Source organism: Thalassotalea mangrovi, assembly GCF_005116735.1.
GTDB classification, from domain to species: domain Bacteria; phylum Pseudomonadota; class Gammaproteobacteria; order Enterobacterales; family Alteromonadaceae; genus Thalassotalea_A; species Thalassotalea_A mangrovi.
Genome location: NZ_SWDB01000040.1, coordinates 17,387 through 34,402, shown reverse-complemented (window position 1 = coordinate 34,402; position 17,016 = coordinate 17,387). Strand labels below are relative to the sequence as shown.

The 17,016-nt window shown below is 46.6% G+C and carries 19 protein-coding genes; 15 read left to right on the top strand and 4 right to left on the bottom strand.

Annotated elements, in window-relative coordinates:
• Positions 1-4: 4 nt before the first annotated feature.
• Together E8M12_RS15540 and E8M12_RS15535 are read left to right on the top strand one after the other, a co-directional pair.
• Positions 5-1,195, top strand: coding sequence for a CaiB/BaiF CoA transferase family protein (locus tag E8M12_RS15540; RefSeq protein ID WP_136737186.1), 1,191 nt, complete (start codon positions 5-7; stop codon positions 1,193-1,195).
• A 291-nt stretch (positions 1,196-1,486) separates the two neighbouring features.
• Positions 1,487-2,512, top strand: coding sequence for a transposase (locus E8M12_RS15535; protein ID WP_136737185.1), 1,026 nt, complete (start codon positions 1,487-1,489; stop codon positions 2,510-2,512).
• 11 nt (positions 2,513-2,523) lie between these two features.
• Here E8M12_RS15535 and E8M12_RS15530 read toward each other — a convergent pair whose 3' ends face one another.
• From E8M12_RS15530 to E8M12_RS15515, 4 genes are all read right to left on the bottom strand, one after another.
• Positions 2,524-3,468, bottom strand: a complete 945-nt coding sequence (locus tag E8M12_RS15530) for a VOC family protein (RefSeq protein WP_136737184.1) — start codon at positions 3,466-3,468, stop codon at positions 2,524-2,526.
• Positions 3,428-4,297, bottom strand: coding sequence for an isocitrate lyase/PEP mutase family protein (locus E8M12_RS15525; protein WP_136737183.1), 870 nt, complete (start codon positions 4,295-4,297; stop codon positions 3,428-3,430). The genes E8M12_RS15530 and E8M12_RS15525 overlap by 41 nt, the downstream gene beginning before the upstream one ends.
• Before the next feature lie 140 nt (positions 4,298-4,437).
• Complete coding sequence (locus E8M12_RS15520) at positions 4,438-4,941, bottom strand: LeuD/DmdB family oxidoreductase small subunit (RefSeq protein ID WP_136737182.1); 504 nt, start codon at positions 4,939-4,941, stop codon at positions 4,438-4,440.
• A gap of 9 nt (positions 4,942-4,950) precedes the next feature.
• Complete coding sequence (locus tag E8M12_RS15515) at positions 4,951-6,264, bottom strand: 3-isopropylmalate dehydratase large subunit (protein WP_136737181.1); 1,314 nt, start codon at positions 6,262-6,264, stop codon at positions 4,951-4,953.
• 168 nt (positions 6,265-6,432) lie between these two features.
• Between E8M12_RS15515 and E8M12_RS15510 the strand changes: the two genes are divergently transcribed.
• The 13 genes from E8M12_RS15510 to E8M12_RS15450 all read left to right on the top strand — a co-directional run bounded on the left by E8M12_RS15510 (position 6,433) and on the right by E8M12_RS15450 (position 17,007).
• A complete protein-coding gene (locus E8M12_RS15510) occupies positions 6,433-7,218 on the top strand; it encodes an enoyl-CoA hydratase/isomerase family protein (protein WP_136737180.1) in 786 nt (261 codons plus the stop codon).
• A gap of 8 nt (positions 7,219-7,226) precedes the next feature.
• A complete protein-coding gene (locus tag E8M12_RS15505) occupies positions 7,227-7,679 on the top strand; it encodes a PaaI family thioesterase (RefSeq protein ID WP_246034192.1) in 453 nt (150 codons plus the stop codon).
• Between the two features lie 154 nt (positions 7,680-7,833).
• The gene (locus E8M12_RS15500) at positions 7,834-8,571 is read left to right on the top strand and encodes a DUF3108 domain-containing protein (protein WP_136737179.1); all 738 of its coding nucleotides are present in this window, start codon (positions 7,834-7,836) and stop codon (positions 8,569-8,571) included.
• Positions 8,564-9,760 (top strand): class I SAM-dependent methyltransferase, encoded by a 1,197-nt coding sequence (locus E8M12_RS15495; protein ID WP_246034189.1) that lies wholly within the window; start codon positions 8,564-8,566, stop codon positions 9,758-9,760. Before E8M12_RS15500 ends, E8M12_RS15495 begins: the two co-directional genes overlap by 8 nt.
• Complete coding sequence (locus E8M12_RS15490; protein ID WP_136737177.1) at positions 9,760-10,113, top strand: hypothetical protein; 354 nt, start codon at positions 9,760-9,762, stop codon at positions 10,111-10,113. Before E8M12_RS15495 ends, E8M12_RS15490 begins: the two co-directional genes overlap by 1 nt.
• A gap of 9 nt (positions 10,114-10,122) precedes the next feature.
• The gene (locus E8M12_RS15485; protein WP_136737201.1) at positions 10,123-10,503 is read left to right on the top strand and encodes a DUF3224 domain-containing protein; all 381 of its coding nucleotides are present in this window, start codon (positions 10,123-10,125) and stop codon (positions 10,501-10,503) included.
• Positions 10,504-10,963: 460 nt separating this feature from the next.
• A complete protein-coding gene (locus tag E8M12_RS15480) occupies positions 10,964-11,272 on the top strand; it encodes a RedY/HapK family protein (protein ID WP_136737176.1) in 309 nt (102 codons plus the stop codon).
• Positions 11,273-11,280: 8 nt separating this feature from the next.
• Complete coding sequence (locus tag E8M12_RS15475; protein WP_136737175.1) at positions 11,281-12,123, top strand: SDR family NAD(P)-dependent oxidoreductase; 843 nt, start codon at positions 11,281-11,283, stop codon at positions 12,121-12,123.
• 17 nt (positions 12,124-12,140) lie between these two features.
• Positions 12,141-13,022: a polysaccharide deacetylase family protein gene (locus tag E8M12_RS15470; RefSeq protein WP_136737174.1), complete on the top strand. Its 882-nt coding sequence runs from the start codon at positions 12,141-12,143 to the stop codon at positions 13,020-13,022.
• Positions 13,023-13,024: 2 nt separating this feature from the next.
• The gene (locus tag E8M12_RS15465) at positions 13,025-13,870 is read left to right on the top strand and encodes an HpcH/HpaI aldolase/citrate lyase family protein (protein ID WP_136737173.1); all 846 of its coding nucleotides are present in this window, start codon (positions 13,025-13,027) and stop codon (positions 13,868-13,870) included.
• A gap of 146 nt (positions 13,871-14,016) precedes the next feature.
• The gene (locus E8M12_RS15460) at positions 14,017-14,535 is read left to right on the top strand and encodes a MaoC family dehydratase (RefSeq protein WP_136737172.1); all 519 of its coding nucleotides are present in this window, start codon (positions 14,017-14,019) and stop codon (positions 14,533-14,535) included.
• A gap of 10 nt (positions 14,536-14,545) precedes the next feature.
• On the top strand, positions 14,546-15,721 hold the full coding sequence (locus tag E8M12_RS15455; RefSeq protein ID WP_136737171.1) for an acyl-CoA dehydrogenase family protein: 1,176 nt from the start codon (positions 14,546-14,548) through the stop codon (positions 15,719-15,721).
• A gap of 95 nt (positions 15,722-15,816) precedes the next feature.
• Positions 15,817-17,007, top strand: a complete 1,191-nt coding sequence (locus tag E8M12_RS15450; protein ID WP_136737170.1) for a CaiB/BaiF CoA transferase family protein — start codon at positions 15,817-15,819, stop codon at positions 17,005-17,007.
• The last annotated feature ends 9 nt before the right edge of the window (positions 17,008-17,016 follow it).

The window sequence follows — 17,016 nt, the reverse complement described above, 5'->3', positions numbered from 1 at the left end:
AGTTATGGCTGGACCATTGACGGGAGTTAAAGTACTTGATTTAAGCCGGATACTGGCGGGACCCTGGGCAACTCAGGTTTTGGCCGATTATGGTGCAGATGTCTGGAAGATTGAGCGACCTGGTGCAGGTGACGATACCCGTCATTGGGGACCCCCGTATCTAAATGGTGATTCGGGTAAAGAAGCTGGGATGTCAGCCTATTATCTCAGTGCCAATCGTGGGAAAAAATCTATCTGTGTAGATATTACCTCTGACGAAGGGCAAAGTATGTTGCGCGAGATGGCTAAAGAAGCGGATATTGTGGTTGAAAACTATAAAGTCGGTGGCCTTGAAAAGTACGGTTTAGATTACGCTTCTTTGCAAACTGTGAACCCTCGCTTGATATATTGTTCGATAACAGGATTTGGGCAATCAGGTCCGTATGCCAATCGTGCTGGCTATGATGCCATGATTCAGGGTATGGGGGGGTTGATGAGCCTGACTGGTGAACGGGATGATTTACCAGGCGGTGGCCCGCAAAAAGTTGGTGTCGCGGTTGCTGATTTAATGACAGGTATGTATGCCGTATCCGGCATATTAGCGGCGTTGCATCATCGCGATAAAACCGGTGAAGGTCAACACATCGATTTGGCGTTACTGGACACCCAGGTTTCGTGGTTAGCAAACCAGGCAAGTAACTATTTGGTCTCCGGAGAAGTGCCTTCGCGATTAGGAACTGCACATCCAAATATCGTTCCATATCAAGCGATGAAAGTTCAAAATGGACACATGCTATTGGCTGTCGGTAATGATAAACAATTTCGAGCGTGTTGCGATATTTTGGGGTGTCCTGAATTACCGAGTGACCCTCGTTTTATGACCAATGCTGACAGGGTTGAGCATCGTGACATATTGATCAATTTTCTCGAAAATCGTCTTTTAAACCAGCCCCTGGAATTTTGGCTAGAACATCTTTCGGCCGCCCATGTTCCATGCGGCCCAATTAATACCTTGGATAAGGTTTTTGACAACCCTCAACTGAAGCATCGTCATATCCAATTTGAGCTGGAACACCCTATATACGGGACGATCCCACAGGTTGGTAACCCAGTAAAGTTTTCCAAATCTAAGATTGAATATAACCTCGCCCCTCCAGGTGTTGGTGAGCATAGCGACGAATTTAATGCCCGTTACAAAGACAAATCCATGAAGTAGAAACCGAGGATTCGCTCACCCTAATATTTTCCGTTTTAAAGGCTTTTTGCTATTAAATTTTCGGTTTTAAACCGCTTTGGTTTCCTAGCCAAAATTTTGGGACACCCGGATATTTTTGCAGTGTTGATGCCGTACAAAAAATCTGGTTAAATCGCGCGCAACTTTTAAATCAAATTGCAAGGCATTGCGACTTTTCAATTGTGGATACTCACTAAAAATAACCTTTGCAAATAATGACCTTAAATCCGGCCGCTAAAATTAAACCATGTAATTCATTACTAAGTTGAATTGATGACACAAGCGCGAAAGGATATAGTAAATCTGGGTGCCACACCCTACTATCATGTGATTAGTCGATGCGTGCGCAGGGCTTATTTGTGCGGTCTGGATGAGCTGACAAAGAAGGACTTTAACCACCGCAAGCAATGGTTAGTCGATAAAATTTTTCAGCTCTCTACGATATTTTGCATTGATATTTGTGCATACGCGATCATGAGCAATCACTATCACTTGGTATTGCACATCGATAGAAACCGAGCACAGAATTTATCCGATCGTGACGTTGCAATACGATGGATGCGCCTGTTTCGAGGGCATTCTCTTGTTCGTGATTGGTTAAACACCCCAGTAAATCAGTTAGAACCGGATTCTTTTGTTGCAGAAGTCATCAAAGAATGGCGAAAAAGGCTTTATGATTTGGGTTGGTATATGCAGTGCCTGAATCAATATATAGCAATCCGGGCAAATCAAGAAGACGAATGTACAGGCAGGTTTTGGGAAGGTCGCTATAAATCCCAGGCTTTGCTTGATGAAGCCGCATTACTGACTTGCATGACATATGTAGACCTAAACCCTATTAGGGCGGGCATTTCGACAACTCCGGAAAACTCAGATTTCACTTCAATTCAACGCAGAATTAAAGCTCTAGCACGCAATACCCGGTTTGTGGAAGATAATGTCATTGATAGTGAAGTTGCGCACCGACAGCAGCCAAATGAATTAAGTCCCTTTGCAAATTACCGTACAAGCTCAAAAGAACAAAAAGGGCTACCGTTTAATCTGTTGGATTATATTGAATTGGTAGACTGGAGTGCATGTTCAAAGCGTGACGATAAAACTGGCGAAATTCCAAAGCATATTCAGCCAATATTTATGCGCTTTCAGATTGATGAAAATTACTGGCAACAATTAATCCACAAGTTTAATTACCATTTCAGGTTAGCGGCAGGATCTAGTGATAGATTAAGAAAGTGGGCTTTGCTGACAGGGCGGAAATGGTGCAAAAAGCATGGAGGGAGTAATTTGTATAAACACTAAAAGCTGCTTTGCTACTTGCCCACACATTCAAGAAATTCCCCCGAGGGGCCCCTTAACAATATGGCACGACAATCACCCAAATATGGACTATCAATCTCGCAAGGTTTTTTTTGGGTCAATGCAGACATACGATCGATATCTTCAACCTTTATTGTGATGATGGATATCCCCGCCGGAAGCGATTCACCAGGTACTGTACGAGGCTCTGCATGCGGTACCTCGTCTATTTCAAATAACGTATTTCCAGCCAGTTGCAGGGTTGCAATATCAAATTGATTTTCAATGTCTAACCCCCAGGCTTTGTTCAAAACCGTAACTTTTGTCGAGAATTGTAACCCCTTGTCGGCATGGTGAAGGCTTTCGTAAAAGTCTAGTGTTGCAGCACGATCTGGTGTTGATAGAACAGGGATAAACAACGAACCTGATTTTTTCTGTGTCATTGGCAACTCAAAAGGCGGTACAGGTTTTAGTATTTGGGTTAAATAACTTAGCTCACCGGCAGGACCAACAACCTGCATCGCTTTGATAGCATCACTCATTTGCAAGAAAGCAGGTGGCCCAACTACGGTAAACTCTGCGCCTAATCCTTGAGCGACGGCGTCAACGTCTCCGACATTTACTTCCATCGCCATCCAACCATGGGTAAGCAAAGAGTTTTCCGGTTTGGCGTCAACATCTTCAATAACCCGTAACCACGCGTCTTTATTACTTGCTGCCAAGATGACGATTCTCGCACCTAATAATTTCGGGACACCCCAAAAATTTGATTCGCTCTCTTTAACAAATGAATCAGCGACAACTGAAAAATGTAACTGTTGGCAATAAGCTTGAACCACTTCATCAAGATTGTTGCAAACCAACGTCGCCCCAAGCACTGGGCCAAGTTGTCGTTTATGCTGGGTATCTAATGTCAATTTATCTGCCCTGATATTTACGGCCGTTTGCCAGTATGTCATCTGTACCTAACAATTCGTTAAGTTGAGTAAGGTTTAGCATTTTGGATTGAAAAGGTTTGGTGTTGCCACTTTGTTTAAGTGAAGATAAAAACTCCTGGGCCATAAAGGCGTGAGCTCTAACCAGAGCTCCGGGGAATAATACTAATGAGTAGCCCATGTTCTTAAGGTAGGTAGCTGATTCTATGGGAGTTGAACCGCCTTCGACCATGTTGGCGAGCAGCGGAATTTTGCCGCTAAAAAGTTCATTCATCGCTAACATTTGTTGATGGCTTTCAGGAGCCTCGATGAAGAGCATATCTGCACCGGCCTGGTAATAAGCCACGGCTCGCTCTATCGCAGAATCAAACCCTTCCACTGCGATTGCATCGGTGCGAGCAACTATCATGGTTTGCTCATTCATCCGGGCGTCAATGGCAGATTGAATTTTACCGACCATATCATCCTTACTAACTAAGGTTTTACCTTTGAGGTGCCCACAGCGCTTTGGCATTTGCTGATCTTCGATCTGAATAGCCGATGCTCCGCAGCGTTCAAACAATCGCACGGTGCGCTGCACATTTATGGCGTTGCCAAAACCAGTATCAGCATCGACTATTAAAGGTAACTCGGTTCGTTCACGGATTTGCGAAATCACATCTGCCACTTCATTCATGGAAACCAATCCAATATCAGGGCGTCCAAATCGTGTGTAAGCTATTGAAGCGCCCGACAAATACATAGCATCGAACTGGGCTTGCTCTATCAGCACCGCACTTAGCGCGTCGTATCCTCCTGGTGCAACGAGGATTTCTGGTTTTGCTATTAATTGCCGAAGGCTTTGTGCGTGCATGTTAATTCCCATTAATTTAGGGGTGTCCCAAAGTAAGCGATCTATTTTTAACTGTCCCAAAGCCAGCAACTCGTATATTGCGGGTGTCCCAAAATCTTATTTTTTGAAGATTGATGAAAATTCTGGGTGTCCTAAATTGGTTACCGGCTCTCTCTTGAGAATTTATCTTTCAAATACGACATTAATCCACCAGCGTTGACTATGGTCATTAGCTCAGGCGGAATGGGCTCACAATCAAAACTTTGACCCTTACTATGATTCATCACTTTGCCGGCCACCGGGTCGACACTGATGTTGTCGCCTTTCTCGATGTCCTCTAATTGCGGACAGACCAAAACCGGTAATCCTAAATTTAGTGCGTTACGATAAAAAATTCGGGCGAAAGATTTTGCAACAACAGCAGCAACACCGAGCTCGACCAAAGCTTGTGCGGCTTGCTCTCGCGAAGAGCCAATACCAAAAGCATCACCGCCAATTACGATATCGCCAGCTTTTACGTGTGATGCAAATTCCCGGTCAATGGCTTCCAGGCAATGGCTGGCCAATTCATTCAGGTTTGCTTTCATGTATGCGCCAGGAGCTAATAAATCGGTATCAATGTTATCGCCATAAACCCAGGCACTACCGGTCAACGGGTTGTCCATAATATTTCCTTATAAGTAGTCTCTGGGATCTGCGATTACACCGGCAATGGCGCTCGCTGCAACGGTGTATGGTGAGCCGAGATAGACATTGGAATCCGGTGATCCCATACGGCCTTTAAAGTTTCTGGAAGTGGAGGATATACAGTTTTCACCATTGGCAATCGCGCCTGCGCCCATTCCGGCACATGCTCCACAACCGGTCGGTAAAATAATGGCGCCCGCTTCGGTCAAAATGGACAGGGTGCCATCTTTCGCTGCCCATTCTGTGGTTTTTGCCGATGCCGGGGCAATCAATAAACGCGTACCTGGAGCGACTTTTTTTCCTTTCAATATTTCGGCAGCCATATGTAAGTCGGACAGTTTTGCACCGGTACAGGCACCAATATATGCCTGATGAATGGTTACCTGCTCAAAGCTATTAGCCGGATGTGTATTTTCCGGCGAGTGAGGCGCTGCCACCTGAGGGATGAGTTCATTAGCATCAAAGTGATAGACCCTAGCATAGTTAGCATCTTCGTCGCTTTGCCAGTTTAACGCGTCTTTAGCCACGTCCTGACCGGTATCTTTTATCCAGGTAAGGGTTTTCTCATCGGCCGCAATAATACCTGTTTTCGCGCCGAGTTCTGCGGACATATTGCAAAGCACCATACGCTCATACATCGACATATTGGCAATCGTACTTCCTGCATATTCAATCACTTTATAGTTGTTATTCATGCCCAGCTTTTTACATAAAAACAGCATGATATCTTTCGCGCTGCAGCCTTTTGGTAATTCGCCATCCCAATTAACACGGATGGTTTCCGGCACTTTTATCCAAATTTCTCCGGTAGCCAGGACGCCGGTCATTTCCGTTGCGCCGATACCTACCATAAAGGTGCCAAATGCTCCGCCCGTTGGCGAATGAGAATCGCCTCCGACCAAAAACATGCCCGGTTTCAAATGCCCCTGCTGGGGTAACATCACGTGGCAAATACCCTGCATATCGTAAAAATGGGCAATTTGATTTTCATCTGCCCAACGTCTGGTCAGCGCCAGTATCTCTGCGCTTTCCGGATCGGTTGCGGGAACGAAATGATCGCTTACCAGCACGACTTTTTGGGGATCAAAAATTGTCGCGCCAAGTTCCTCCAGACGAGACTTTACCCGGCGAGGGCCAGAAGAGTCATGCATTAAAACCAGGTCCAGCTGACAGGTAACAATTTCCCCGGGCGTTACATATTTCTTACCACTGGCATTGGCTATTATTTTTTGTGCAAGGGTTTGCGGCCGGTCGATTTGAGTTTTATTGGAAGACTCAAAGTTGCCTTTATTTTCAGCCATTTATCACCTGTAATGGTCATTGTTATCATGTTTTGCTTTATCGCAAATGGGCAAAATATCAACGTGTACTTGAACAATTTATCATGGTTTAATGATATGAATCGAACAAATAGTGCGCAGCGAAACAGTCATCACTTTAGCGTGAAAAACTCAAGGACTTAATGATAAATGTCAAAGGTAAGATTAGAGCTTAGCAAGCTGGGAGAGCAGACGATTGCGCATATGATTATCGATAGGGCGGATAAACATAATGCCATGAACCAGGCCATGTGGGGTCAATTTGAGGAGTATTGCCTGCAACTACAGCAGGAGATAAAACCAAGAGTAGCTGTTGTCAGTGCTGTGGGCGACCTAGCGTTTTGTAGTGGCGCTGATATCAAAGAGTTGCAAGCACATATCGATGACAGTGAGTGGATGCAAATCAACAATGAGGTAGTGCAACGAGCACAACTGGCAATCGAGCAATTGTCCTGCCCGACTATTGCCGCAATTAATGGCCACTGTGTCGGCGGCGGTATGGGAATTGCGTTAGCCTGTGATTTTCGGATTGCGGCATCGGATGCGTGCTTTGCTATTACACCCGCCAAACTAGGGCTGCTGTATTCATTAGAGGACACCCGCAGATTGGTGGACGCCTTGGGCAGCGCCAAAGCTCGTGAGTTACTTTTTACCGGTAAGTCCATTGATTGTTCAACCGCCATGCGGTGGGGATTGTTGACCGAATGCGTTACTGGCGAACAGTTAACACCCAGGGTTGATGCTCTGGTGATGCAGTTATGCGCTGCAAGCCGGACATCGATAGAGGGAATGAAACTCACCCTGGGGTTTCTCTGTGGCCGGACAATAGCCAGTGAATCTGAGATCCGTCAACTGTTTGATCAGGCTTTTACGGGACGTGACTTTATCCAGGCAAGTTTAGCGTTTAAAAATAATCGACAAGTGGACTTTAATTAGGAGGGACTATGGTTGCCAAGCTTCGCTCGAAAATGCATACCAATATGGATGATTTTCATAAACAGTATTCACTCGCGGGGCATACAGATGGCTTTTCCGGGCACATTGGTCCATTTTACCAAAAACAAAATGTCGAAACAGACTCGTTTACCAGGGCGTTACCACTGGATGAGCGTCATTTAAACCCTGAGGGGGTTGTTCACGGTGGTGTATTGCTCAGTTTTCTTGATTATTGTATCTATCGGGCAATCGGCGATGAAATGGGTCACGATATTCGCTTTGCCACCATTAATATAAACAGTAACTTTGTCGCTGCTGCGAAGGCCGGAGAAATTCTCTTCGGACAGGGAAGAGTAGTGCGCAAAACCCGCTCAGTAATATTCGCCGAAGGTCAGCTGTTCACAAAACGGCAGGTGATGACCGGCACGGGGATTTGGAAAATCATTAACTCAAACAACTAACACGCCATTTTCTTAACTGGGCTACGATCGATGAAATATTGTTAATTGACAAAGATCATCGATAAGGACGGTATCTGCAGCCATTATTGAGGCAGAGATAGATTGCAGGCTGGCGCAGATGAACAAATCGCCCGCTTATCAAATGGAATAATCAATGAAACATACAACCCTTCGCGGTACTATCGAATACACCAGTAAGAAGCCAGAACGCTTCGGAAAAGAGCGTGGTAGGGAATATTTCACTATCACTACCCAAAGCGATAACGTCAAAGTTTTACATGCTCATTGTGAAATAGACGATGAACCCAATGTCATTCGTGATGTGATATTGGCGATGAATAGTGACGCCAGCCCTATCGATTGCAGTGTTCGCTTGAGCGTGGGTGACCGTTATGAAGGTAGCGGTTGGATGCGGTTCGCTAAAGGTTATGTTGAGTGCGAAAGCCATAATCAACGTGATGGCCGCATCAGCCAAAAAATTGATGTCGACACACCGGTGAAATGGTTACAGGCTCACCCAATTGTTGGTGATGCCTTACTCATGCGCATCTACGACTTAAGCCAGGGACCCGGAAAAACTTTCTTCCCTGATCTGTTTTTAACGTCGCCGGATCACCGCGGTGCTACCGGACCATTATTATTTAAAACTGGCTTTGGTATTCGCTATGTCGGTGAAGAGGAAATCACCGTCAAAGCGGGAACGTTTCAGGCCCGTCATTTTCAGGTTGTCGATACTGCCGGAAATTTGCCGGAGGAACATCCGCCTTATAATCTTTGGTGTACGGCCGATGACAACTATTTGTTTTTAAAGGCAGGTGTTGATGGCTATATGCAAACCCATTACGAGTTGGTTGATTATCAATTTATTGAGGGAGGATTGAATCATGACTAAGCCGTTACCATCCTGGCAAAGCATAGAACAACACGATTTACTGGCCAAAGCCAGTCATGATGAAGTCTCGCGCCTTAACTTTCTTACTCATTTGAATGTACATTTAAGTGCTCAGATCCTGCCAGGCGTAAAAACGGCTTACGAGCAGGATGTGTTACCCAAAATTATTGAAGAAACGGGAGAGCAACCCAAAGATCGTCATCAGGTTCGCCAGGCGATGCTCGATAACGGCTATTTTCAGATGTGGAGTGCGCTGCGTCGCAATACCATGGAGATGCGCCAGCAATTGGGGCGATCGCAAGTGTTGCGTCAGGTAGATGAAATCGTTGAGAAAGTTGAAACCTATAATCGTGATGCCGAAACGCTAATGCTCGATGAATCGATTCAGATCCCGGAATATGTAAGCTCAGTGGATATTCACTGCCAGCCCGGATGTTATTACACCGAATACTTTGAAAACGATGTTACGGTTGCGGCCAGCTATGATTTGGGTTTGTTCGTAACTACCGCTGGTTTACTGGGCGCTCTCAATGATGGCGGCGGTAAAGGCGTTGGTAACTTTCTTTCTGCCGAGTACCCGGATTTTAACCCGAAACGTATTTTAGATATCGGCTGTACCATAGGCCACAACGCTGTGCCATTAGCTCAAGCGTTTCCTGATGCCGAGGTTATCGCTATCGATGTCGCAAGGCCATGTCTTCGTTATGGCCACGCCCGGGCGAAAGCGCTTGGTGTTGATAACATTACTTTTATGCAGGCGAACGGCGAGGATTTATCGCAATTTGCCGACGAGTCATTTGATCTTATTACTACGTCTATGTTCTGGCATGAAACGTCTCACAAAGCGATGCCGGCAATTATGAAAACTATTCACCGATTGTTAAGCCCAGGCGGATTAACCCTGCATCTTGAGCAACCGCAGTATCAGGGCATGAGTATTTATGAGCAATTTATCCGCGATTGGGATACGTATTTTAATAATGAGCCCTACTGGGGACCAATGCATGATGCTGATTTGAATCAGGTGGTGGTAAATGCCGGTTTTAGCGCGGATGACTTATTCCAGACTGGTGTAGTCTCCTTAGTGGATGAAAAGATTTTTGGTAGGCGCGAGGCGGGTGACAGCGGCGAAGATTACGGCCGAGCACCAGTGTGGAATGCATTTGGGATGTGGAAAAAGGCATCATAATGACTATTGATAAATTAAAGCTGGCGGGTACCAAAGCCAAAGGACAACGTCCGTATTTTCTTGCCGATAAACAAACTGAGCAGGTCATGTCGATTACAATGGCGCTGGCAATGGAGCTGAATGTGGTGAGAGAGCGAGCCGCTAGCCTGGAAGCTATTTTGGTTGAGAAAGGCATTCTTGGGGCCGATGAGCTGGATAGTTACCAGCCAAGTACATCGGAAGTGGAAAAGCGCAGTATCGAAACTTCGGAATATCTGGCGCGAATTTTACGAATTATCCAACAGGATAAAGAAGGCATGGCCGTTGAAGAGGACAGCATCGAAGATATTCAAAAGAAACTTTGTGAAGAATAAGGCAATGTGATGAAAGCGTCAGGTACATTCGATATAAATCTGGATCCGCAAAATGATGCATTCGCGCCTGTTGGGCGCATTATAATCGATAAAACGTATCTGGGAGACTTGAGTGGCTCAGGTATCGGCCAGATGATAAGTAAACGTACCCCGGATGGCCACGCCGCTTATGCTGCAATTGAAGAGTTCAATGGTGAGCTAAATGGCAAGTCTGGTGGCTTTACATTGCTACACCAAGGATTGATGTCAGCAGATTCTCAGCAGCTTCACATTCAAATTATCGAAGGTTCAGGTCATGGCGACTTGGTCGGGATTAGCGGTACCTTAGATATTATTCAATCCGAACAAAGCCACAGTTACCAGTTACATTTTGAGCTGAGTGAAGATTAACTCTGATTGCTCTCCTTCTCCTCTTCGTAAGCCTCTAACAGCTTTTGCGGTTAGAGGCTTTTTTCTAGGGCAAGCAAAAATATCCCGGAACGATGACAGTGATAAACCGGGACACCCAACTAATGATTACTTTTGTGATTTTTAGGACACCTGCGAAGTTAACCCTAGACAGGCGCACTAAAAATCTCTGTAAATCGTGGGTGTCCTGAAATTATGCTGAAATTATGTAGGTGTCCCGAAATTTCAGCATTCCGATAAATCGACTTAACATCTGTTGAGAAAATTGCGGGTGTCCCAAAATGGGAGATTTATGGGGGTCCCGAATTCGAAAGCTGGAGGACGCTGGGTGGCGATTGTCAAATGTCAATTTGTCGAAAACTTGGTTTGTTGGTTTTTTGACAAAAGTTTCGACCTCTGCGTAATATGTCCGTACAAATTATAAAAAACGGATGGAGCTAATATGACCACCATAGTCGTGCTTTTTAACCTCAAACCTGGCGTAAACGAAACGGATTATCAGCAATGGGCGCGGGAAACCGACTTGCCAACCGCAGGTGGCCTGCCATCGGTCGATAGCTTTGAAATACTGCAATCGCAAGGGTTGTTGATGAGTGAAGACAAACCGCCCTACGACTATATCGAAATCCTTAAAATCAACGACATGGACCAGTTTGGTAAAGATGTCAGTAGTGAAACCATGCAAAAGGTGGCGGGCGAATTTCAAAGCTTTGCCGACAATCCTCTATTCATCATGACCTCCAAACTTTAGGAGGCCTTATGAGTCAATATCAGGATCTACACGGTAAGGTCGCGGTAATTACCGGTGCCGGGCGCAAAGATGGTCTTGGAGAAGCCATGGCAAAACGCCTTGCCAGTGAAGGCTGTAAGGTGATCATCACCGATATCGGTCATGGTGAAGGCGAGTATATGCCGGAATCGGCGGTTGGTACTCGTTCTCAAATGCAGCAAATCGTTGATGAAATCATTGCCGCTGGCGGCGATGCCAAGGCGTTTAACTGTAACGTGTTAAATCCGGAAGAAGTGCAGGCGGCGGTGCGGTTTGCGGTTAGCGAATACGGTCGTCTCGATATCTGGGTCAACAACGCTGGTATCGGCTACTTGATGAAACCTATCCTTGAGATGTCAGTTGATGAGTGGGATATGGTGCTTAACGTCAACCTGCGCGGTGTATTCTTAGGGATTAAATACGCCAGCGAACAAATGGTTAAGCAAGGTCACGGCGGTAAGATCATCAATATTGGCTCGCAGGCATCAAAATCGGCATTTGCCCATGCGTCGGCTTACACCACCTCAAAGCACGGCATGAATGGTTTAACCCGGGTTGCCGCACAAGAACTAGGCGTTGAAAACATTAATGTGAACCAGATTTGTCCTAATCACGTCACTACAGGTCTTGGTGCCTGGCAGAACAGCCACTTTAGTGAAGTGACCGGTAAAGGTTACGACAAATACATGCAGGATATGCGCGACAGGATCCCACTGGGCCGTCCAGGTCTGCAGGAAGATATTGCCAAAGCCTGCGCATTTTTATGCTCGGAGCAAGCCTCTTACATCACCGGCGAATGCATGAATGTCTCCGGCGGTGAAGAATACCACTAGCAGGATTAATCATAACAATGGCAACCACGTATAACTGGCCAAACAATGCCCGACTGGCACTTTCGATTGTAGTGAATGTTGAGGAAGGCTCTGAGTATTCGGTAAAAGACGGCGACAATGGCATGGAGCCGGTGGATGAGCTAATGGTTCATCTGAAAAAACCGATGCGCAATTATGGCAATGAATCTAACTATCAATACGGTATCAATGAAGGCGCTCCGCGTATTATCCGATTACTGGATAATTACGATGTTCGCGTCACCTGGACAGCCGCAGCCGTATCTTTAGAGCGAGCACCATATTTGGCAGAAACCATTCGTCGCCGTGGTGATGAAACCTGTTCGCACGGCCATCGCTGGATTCATCAGTTTCGTATGGATGAAGAACAGGAACGCGAGTTTATTCGTAATGCGACAGAGTCCATCGCAAAAACCACAGGCAAACGCCCATTAGGCTGGCTCTCCCGCTATCTGCTTACCGACAGCACCCGACGCCTTTTGCAGGAGGAAGGCTATCTGTATCACATGGATGATTACAGTGCCGACAGCCCATTCTGGGCACCGGTGACTGGTAGTGACGAGCCGATGCTGATTGTCCCTTACGCCCTGGATAGTAATGACATGAAAATGTGGGTGGCTCCTTCTTACACGCCAGAGCAATGGCTGAAGTACGCCATTGATACTTTTGATGTTTTATATGACGAAGGGGCCAGGCAACCGCGGATGATGAGCCTCGGCCTGCATCTGCGTATCATAGGTCGCCCGGGCCGTATCTGGGCGTTTGAGCAATTCCTCGAATATGTCTCGAAAAAAGTCGGCGTGTGGTTCGCCACTCGTGAAGAAATCGCCAGTCACTTCGCGACTCAGGTTGAAAAGCCTGGATTTAGCGCGGAGTCATAATCATGAGCCTGCCTTTGCTGCGTAGCTTATTGTTTGTACCGGGCAGTCGACCTGAGCGTTTTGAAAAAGCGCTGTTAAGCGGCGCCGATATGACCTGCATCGATCTTGAAGATGCGGTATTGCCTGAAGACAAAACTTCAGCAAGACAATCAGTGCGGGATTATCTAAGCGAAACGGAACATGCCGATAAGGTCGTTATCCGGGTAAACCCATCGCTATCGACAGAAGGACAGGCGGATATTGCAGCGCTATTAACGGCAGGTCAGCACCCAAGGGCCATTATGCTACCAAAGGCATCTTCTGCCGAAGAAATCGCAGCGGTTTGCCAGCAATTAAATCAGACCGACATTCGTTTAATTGCGCTGTTAGAAACCGTGCAAGGGGTGCAACAGGCGGCAGCAATTGGCCAGGCGTCCGACAGGGTTGATGCATTAATGTTTGGCGGCGCCGATTACAGCGCCGATATTGGTTGTGAGTTTAGTTATGAACCTTTATTGCTGGCGCGGATGCAACTGGTACAAGCGAAGGCGAGCCAACCCAGACAGATGCAGCTAATCGATGTGCCGCATATTGATTTAACCGAACTCGAACACTGTTTTGCCGATACCAGCAAAGTAAAAGCGCTTGGTTTTACCGGCAAGGCGGCGATTCACCCGAAACAGTTAACGGCGATTCATAAAGCTTTTACGCCAACGGAGAAAGAGATTGCTAACGCCAAAGCCATCATCGATGCCGTGCCATCGGATAATGCCGGAGTAGTTGTGGTAAATGGTCGCATGGTCGACCGGCCCATTATTCTTGCCGCCCGGCGCACCCTGGCGCTAGCAGCAATTGCCGGAAAATTATAACCACGCAGTGAAAAAATATTCAGGCAGCAAAACACGAAATATTCAAGCCGCGAAATAGAACACTGAATAGAAAACCAAATTGCATAAACCAAAGCCAAAATGGCTTTGAATAAACAACAAAAATATCAGCAAGTAAGGATGTCATTATGGTTAAAACGGTAAAACAAGTGGGTGAGAATCGCTTTCGTGAATCTTTTGGGCGTTATTACGAAGGTTTCAATATCGGCGATATATATGAGCATCGCCCGGGTCGTACGATAACCAAAACCGACAATACCTGGTTCACCCTGTTGACCATGAATACCCATCCGGTGCATTTTGATGATGAGTACGCTAAAGCCAGTGAATTTGGTAAATGCATTGTCTGCTCACCGTTGACCGTCGCCTTAATGGTTGGCATGAGCGTGACTGACTGCTCGCAAAAAGCCATCGCCAACCTTGGTTGGGATGATATCAAAATGACCTACCCCTTATTTGAAGATGACACCCTGTATTGTGAATCAGAAGTGGTAGAAAAACGTGAATCCAAGTCTCGTCCGGGCGCCGGTATCGTGACCATTCGTACCACAGGCTTTAACCAGGATGGTAAGCAGGTATGCAGCTTTATCCGCAAGATGTTGATTGCCAAAGAAGGCCACAGCGTCGAAGACAAAATTAATTACTAGGTAAATCACCATGACCGAGATCTACAGCAAAGAAGATGAAGTCGCCATCCTCGACATGATTGATAAATGGGTAACGAATGAAGTAGCCCCGATTGCCCGGGAATTTGATCAGGCGGATAAATACCCAGAGCAACTGGTTGAGCAAATGAAAGAGCTTGGTCTGTTCGGTGCAACTATCGGTCAGGAGTGGGGGGGGCTCGGATTACCAGCGTCAATTTACGCGAAAATCGTTATTCGGGTGGCATCGGCATGGATGGCGCCAGGCGGTATTTTTAACTCCCACCTGATTCAGGCCTCAGCCATTGAGCGCTGTGGTACCCAGGCACAAAAGGACAAATTTTTACCTTTGATGGCAACCGGCGAAATGCGTGGTGGTATCGCGTTAACCGAACCCAATGCCGGTTCAGATTTACAAGCGATCACCACAACTGCTAAACGCGATGGTGATGATTACATTATCAATGGCGCGAAAACCTGGATTACTAACTCCCTTAACGGTAACTCATTGGCCGTTCTGGTAAAAACCGATACGGAAATCCAGCCAAGATACAAGGGAACCAGCTTGTTTTTGGTGGAAACCAAAGATGCCGATGGTAATTTTTTGCCGGGTGTGGAAGTCATTAAAATGAAAAAGCTCGGCTATCGGGCTATCGATACCTGTGAAGTAGTATTTACCAATTTTCGCGTTTCGGCAGCTAACCTCATTGGTGAAGAGGAAGGTCATGGGTTCTTGCAAGCCGTTGGTGGCCTCGAACTAGGCCGCATTAATGTTGCGGCCCGTGGCGCCGGTATTGCACAAGGTGCTCTGGATCTCGCTGTACGTTACGCCCAGGAGCGGGAAACTTTTGGTAAACCTATCTGCCAGCATCAGGCCATTCAGTTAAAGCTTGGTGAAATGGCATCGAAAGTGGAAGCGTCGCGGTTGTTAATAGAGCAGGCTGCGGCCAAGTATGATGCCCAGGAACGCTGTGATATGGAAGCGGGAATGGCCAAGTATTTTGCCTCAGAAACCGGGGTATTTTGCGCTAATGAAGCGATGCGTATTTTCGGTGGTTATAGCTATAGCTGCGAATATGAAATAGAGCGCTTTTATCGTGATGCCATGCTGATGTGTATCGGTGAGGGCACCAATGAATTCCAGCGCATGATTATTGCCAAGCAATTGATCGAGAGAAATAAAGTGTAAGTGACAGGTGGAAGAGGAAGATGGAAGAGGAAGGTGGAAAACATCTGAACTTTGCTGAAACCTGAAACCTGTTCTCGTTAAAGGAAGGATTGTTAATGAATCAGTTACCATTGTCAGGTGTTCGCATCCTTGCCGTTGAGCAGTATGGTGCCGGGCCTTATGGCAGCATGTATTTAGCGGATATGGGGGCGGAGGTGATCAAGATAGAAAACCCGGCGATTGGTGGCGATATCTCCCGTAAGACCGGCCCCTTCTTTCTCGGCGAAAATGACAGTTATTTCTTCCAGACATTTAATCAGAACAAAAAAAGCCTGACCTTAAATCTCAAATCCGAGCAGGGACGAAAAATTTTCGAGCAACTGGTGAAAACCGCCGATGCGGTAACCAATAACTTACGTGGCGATCAACCGGAAAAGCTCGGTATTACCTATGACGCGTTAAAGCATATTAACCCGAAAATAGTCTGTGGCCATTTATCGGCTTATGGACGCGATAATGACCGCGCATCCTGGCCTGGTTATGATTATTTAATGCAGGCGGAAGCAGGATTAATGTCGTTAACTGGCGAACCGGACCAGGCACCGGCACGTTTTGGTGTTTCCATGGTCGACTTTATGACGGGCGCGGTTGCATCCTTAGGCTTAACCGCGGGCATGCTTGGCGCTCATCGCACGGGCCATGGCCGGGATGTTGATGTCTCCTTATTCGATGTGGCATTGCACCAGTTATCTTATCCTGCCACCTGGTATCTGAATAAAGGTCATGTCACAGAGCGCGTTGCCCGTTCGGCGCACCCTACAACCGTGCCGTGTCAGCTCTATAAAACTCAGGATAGTTATATCTTTTTAATGGCAATGACGGATAAGTTCTGGGAGCTGCTGGTGACCTTGCTTGACGATGCCGTGTTAAGCTCAAAGCGCTATGCGACGGTTGTCCTGCGTCGTGAACTGCGTGATGAAATTACCCTGGAAATGGACCGGGTACTTTCAAAATTCGATACCAAGCACTGGCTGGACGTTTTAGAGGGTAAAATTCCCTGTGCTCCGGTTTACAGCCTCAGCGATGCGATGAACAACCCATACATTCGCGACATCGGCATGGTGCAACAGGTCACTCATCCGCATCATACCGATATGCAAATTCTCTCTAATCCGATCAAAATCGACGGTAAGCGACTAGAGGGCAATGCGGCGGTGGCAATGGGAGAAAACACTGACGAGTTGTTGGCCGAATTGGGATACAGTGTTCAGGATGTGCAAGTTTTAAAACAACAAGGCACGGTTTAATAACATCAC

Coding starts and splice junctions, on each gene's coding strand:
- E8M12_RS15470 (WP_136737174.1), top strand. CDS start 12,141: ATGGCAACCACGTATAACTGGCCAAACAATGCCCGACTGGCACTTTCG.
- E8M12_RS15530 (WP_136737184.1), bottom strand. CDS start 3,468: ATGACATACTGGCAAACGGCCGTAAATATCAGGGCAGATAAATTGACA.
- E8M12_RS15505 (WP_246034192.1), top strand. CDS start 7,227: ATGGTTGCCAAGCTTCGCTCGAAAATGCATACCAATATGGATGATTTT.
- E8M12_RS15515 (WP_136737181.1), bottom strand. CDS start 6,264: ATGGCTGAAAATAAAGGCAACTTTGAGTCTTCCAATAAAACTCAAATC.
- E8M12_RS15465 (WP_136737173.1), top strand. CDS start 13,025: ATGAGCCTGCCTTTGCTGCGTAGCTTATTGTTTGTACCGGGCAGTCGA.
- E8M12_RS15500 (WP_136737179.1), top strand. CDS start 7,834: ATGAAACATACAACCCTTCGCGGTACTATCGAATACACCAGTAAGAAG.
- E8M12_RS15455 (WP_136737171.1), top strand. CDS start 14,546: ATGACCGAGATCTACAGCAAAGAAGATGAAGTCGCCATCCTCGACATG.
- E8M12_RS15510 (WP_136737180.1), top strand. CDS start 6,433: ATGTCAAAGGTAAGATTAGAGCTTAGCAAGCTGGGAGAGCAGACGATT.
- E8M12_RS15520 (WP_136737182.1), bottom strand. CDS start 4,941: ATGGACAACCCGTTGACCGGTAGTGCCTGGGTTTATGGCGATAACATT.
- E8M12_RS15450 (WP_136737170.1), top strand. CDS start 15,817: ATGAATCAGTTACCATTGTCAGGTGTTCGCATCCTTGCCGTTGAGCAG.
- E8M12_RS15475 (WP_136737175.1), top strand. CDS start 11,281: ATGAGTCAATATCAGGATCTACACGGTAAGGTCGCGGTAATTACCGGT.
- E8M12_RS15535 (WP_136737185.1), top strand. CDS start 1,487: ATGACACAAGCGCGAAAGGATATAGTAAATCTGGGTGCCACACCCTAC.
- E8M12_RS15525 (WP_136737183.1), bottom strand. CDS start 4,297: ATGCACGCACAAAGCCTTCGGCAATTAATAGCAAAACCAGAAATCCTC.
- E8M12_RS15480 (WP_136737176.1), top strand. CDS start 10,964: ATGACCACCATAGTCGTGCTTTTTAACCTCAAACCTGGCGTAAACGAA.
- E8M12_RS15485 (WP_136737201.1), top strand. CDS start 10,123: ATGAAAGCGTCAGGTACATTCGATATAAATCTGGATCCGCAAAATGAT.
- E8M12_RS15460 (WP_136737172.1), top strand. CDS start 14,017: ATGGTTAAAACGGTAAAACAAGTGGGTGAGAATCGCTTTCGTGAATCT.
- E8M12_RS15490 (WP_136737177.1), top strand. CDS start 9,760: ATGACTATTGATAAATTAAAGCTGGCGGGTACCAAAGCCAAAGGACAA.
- E8M12_RS15495 (WP_246034189.1), top strand. CDS start 8,564: ATGACTAAGCCGTTACCATCCTGGCAAAGCATAGAACAACACGATTTA.
- E8M12_RS15540 (WP_136737186.1), top strand. CDS start 5: ATGGCTGGACCATTGACGGGAGTTAAAGTACTTGATTTAAGCCGGATA.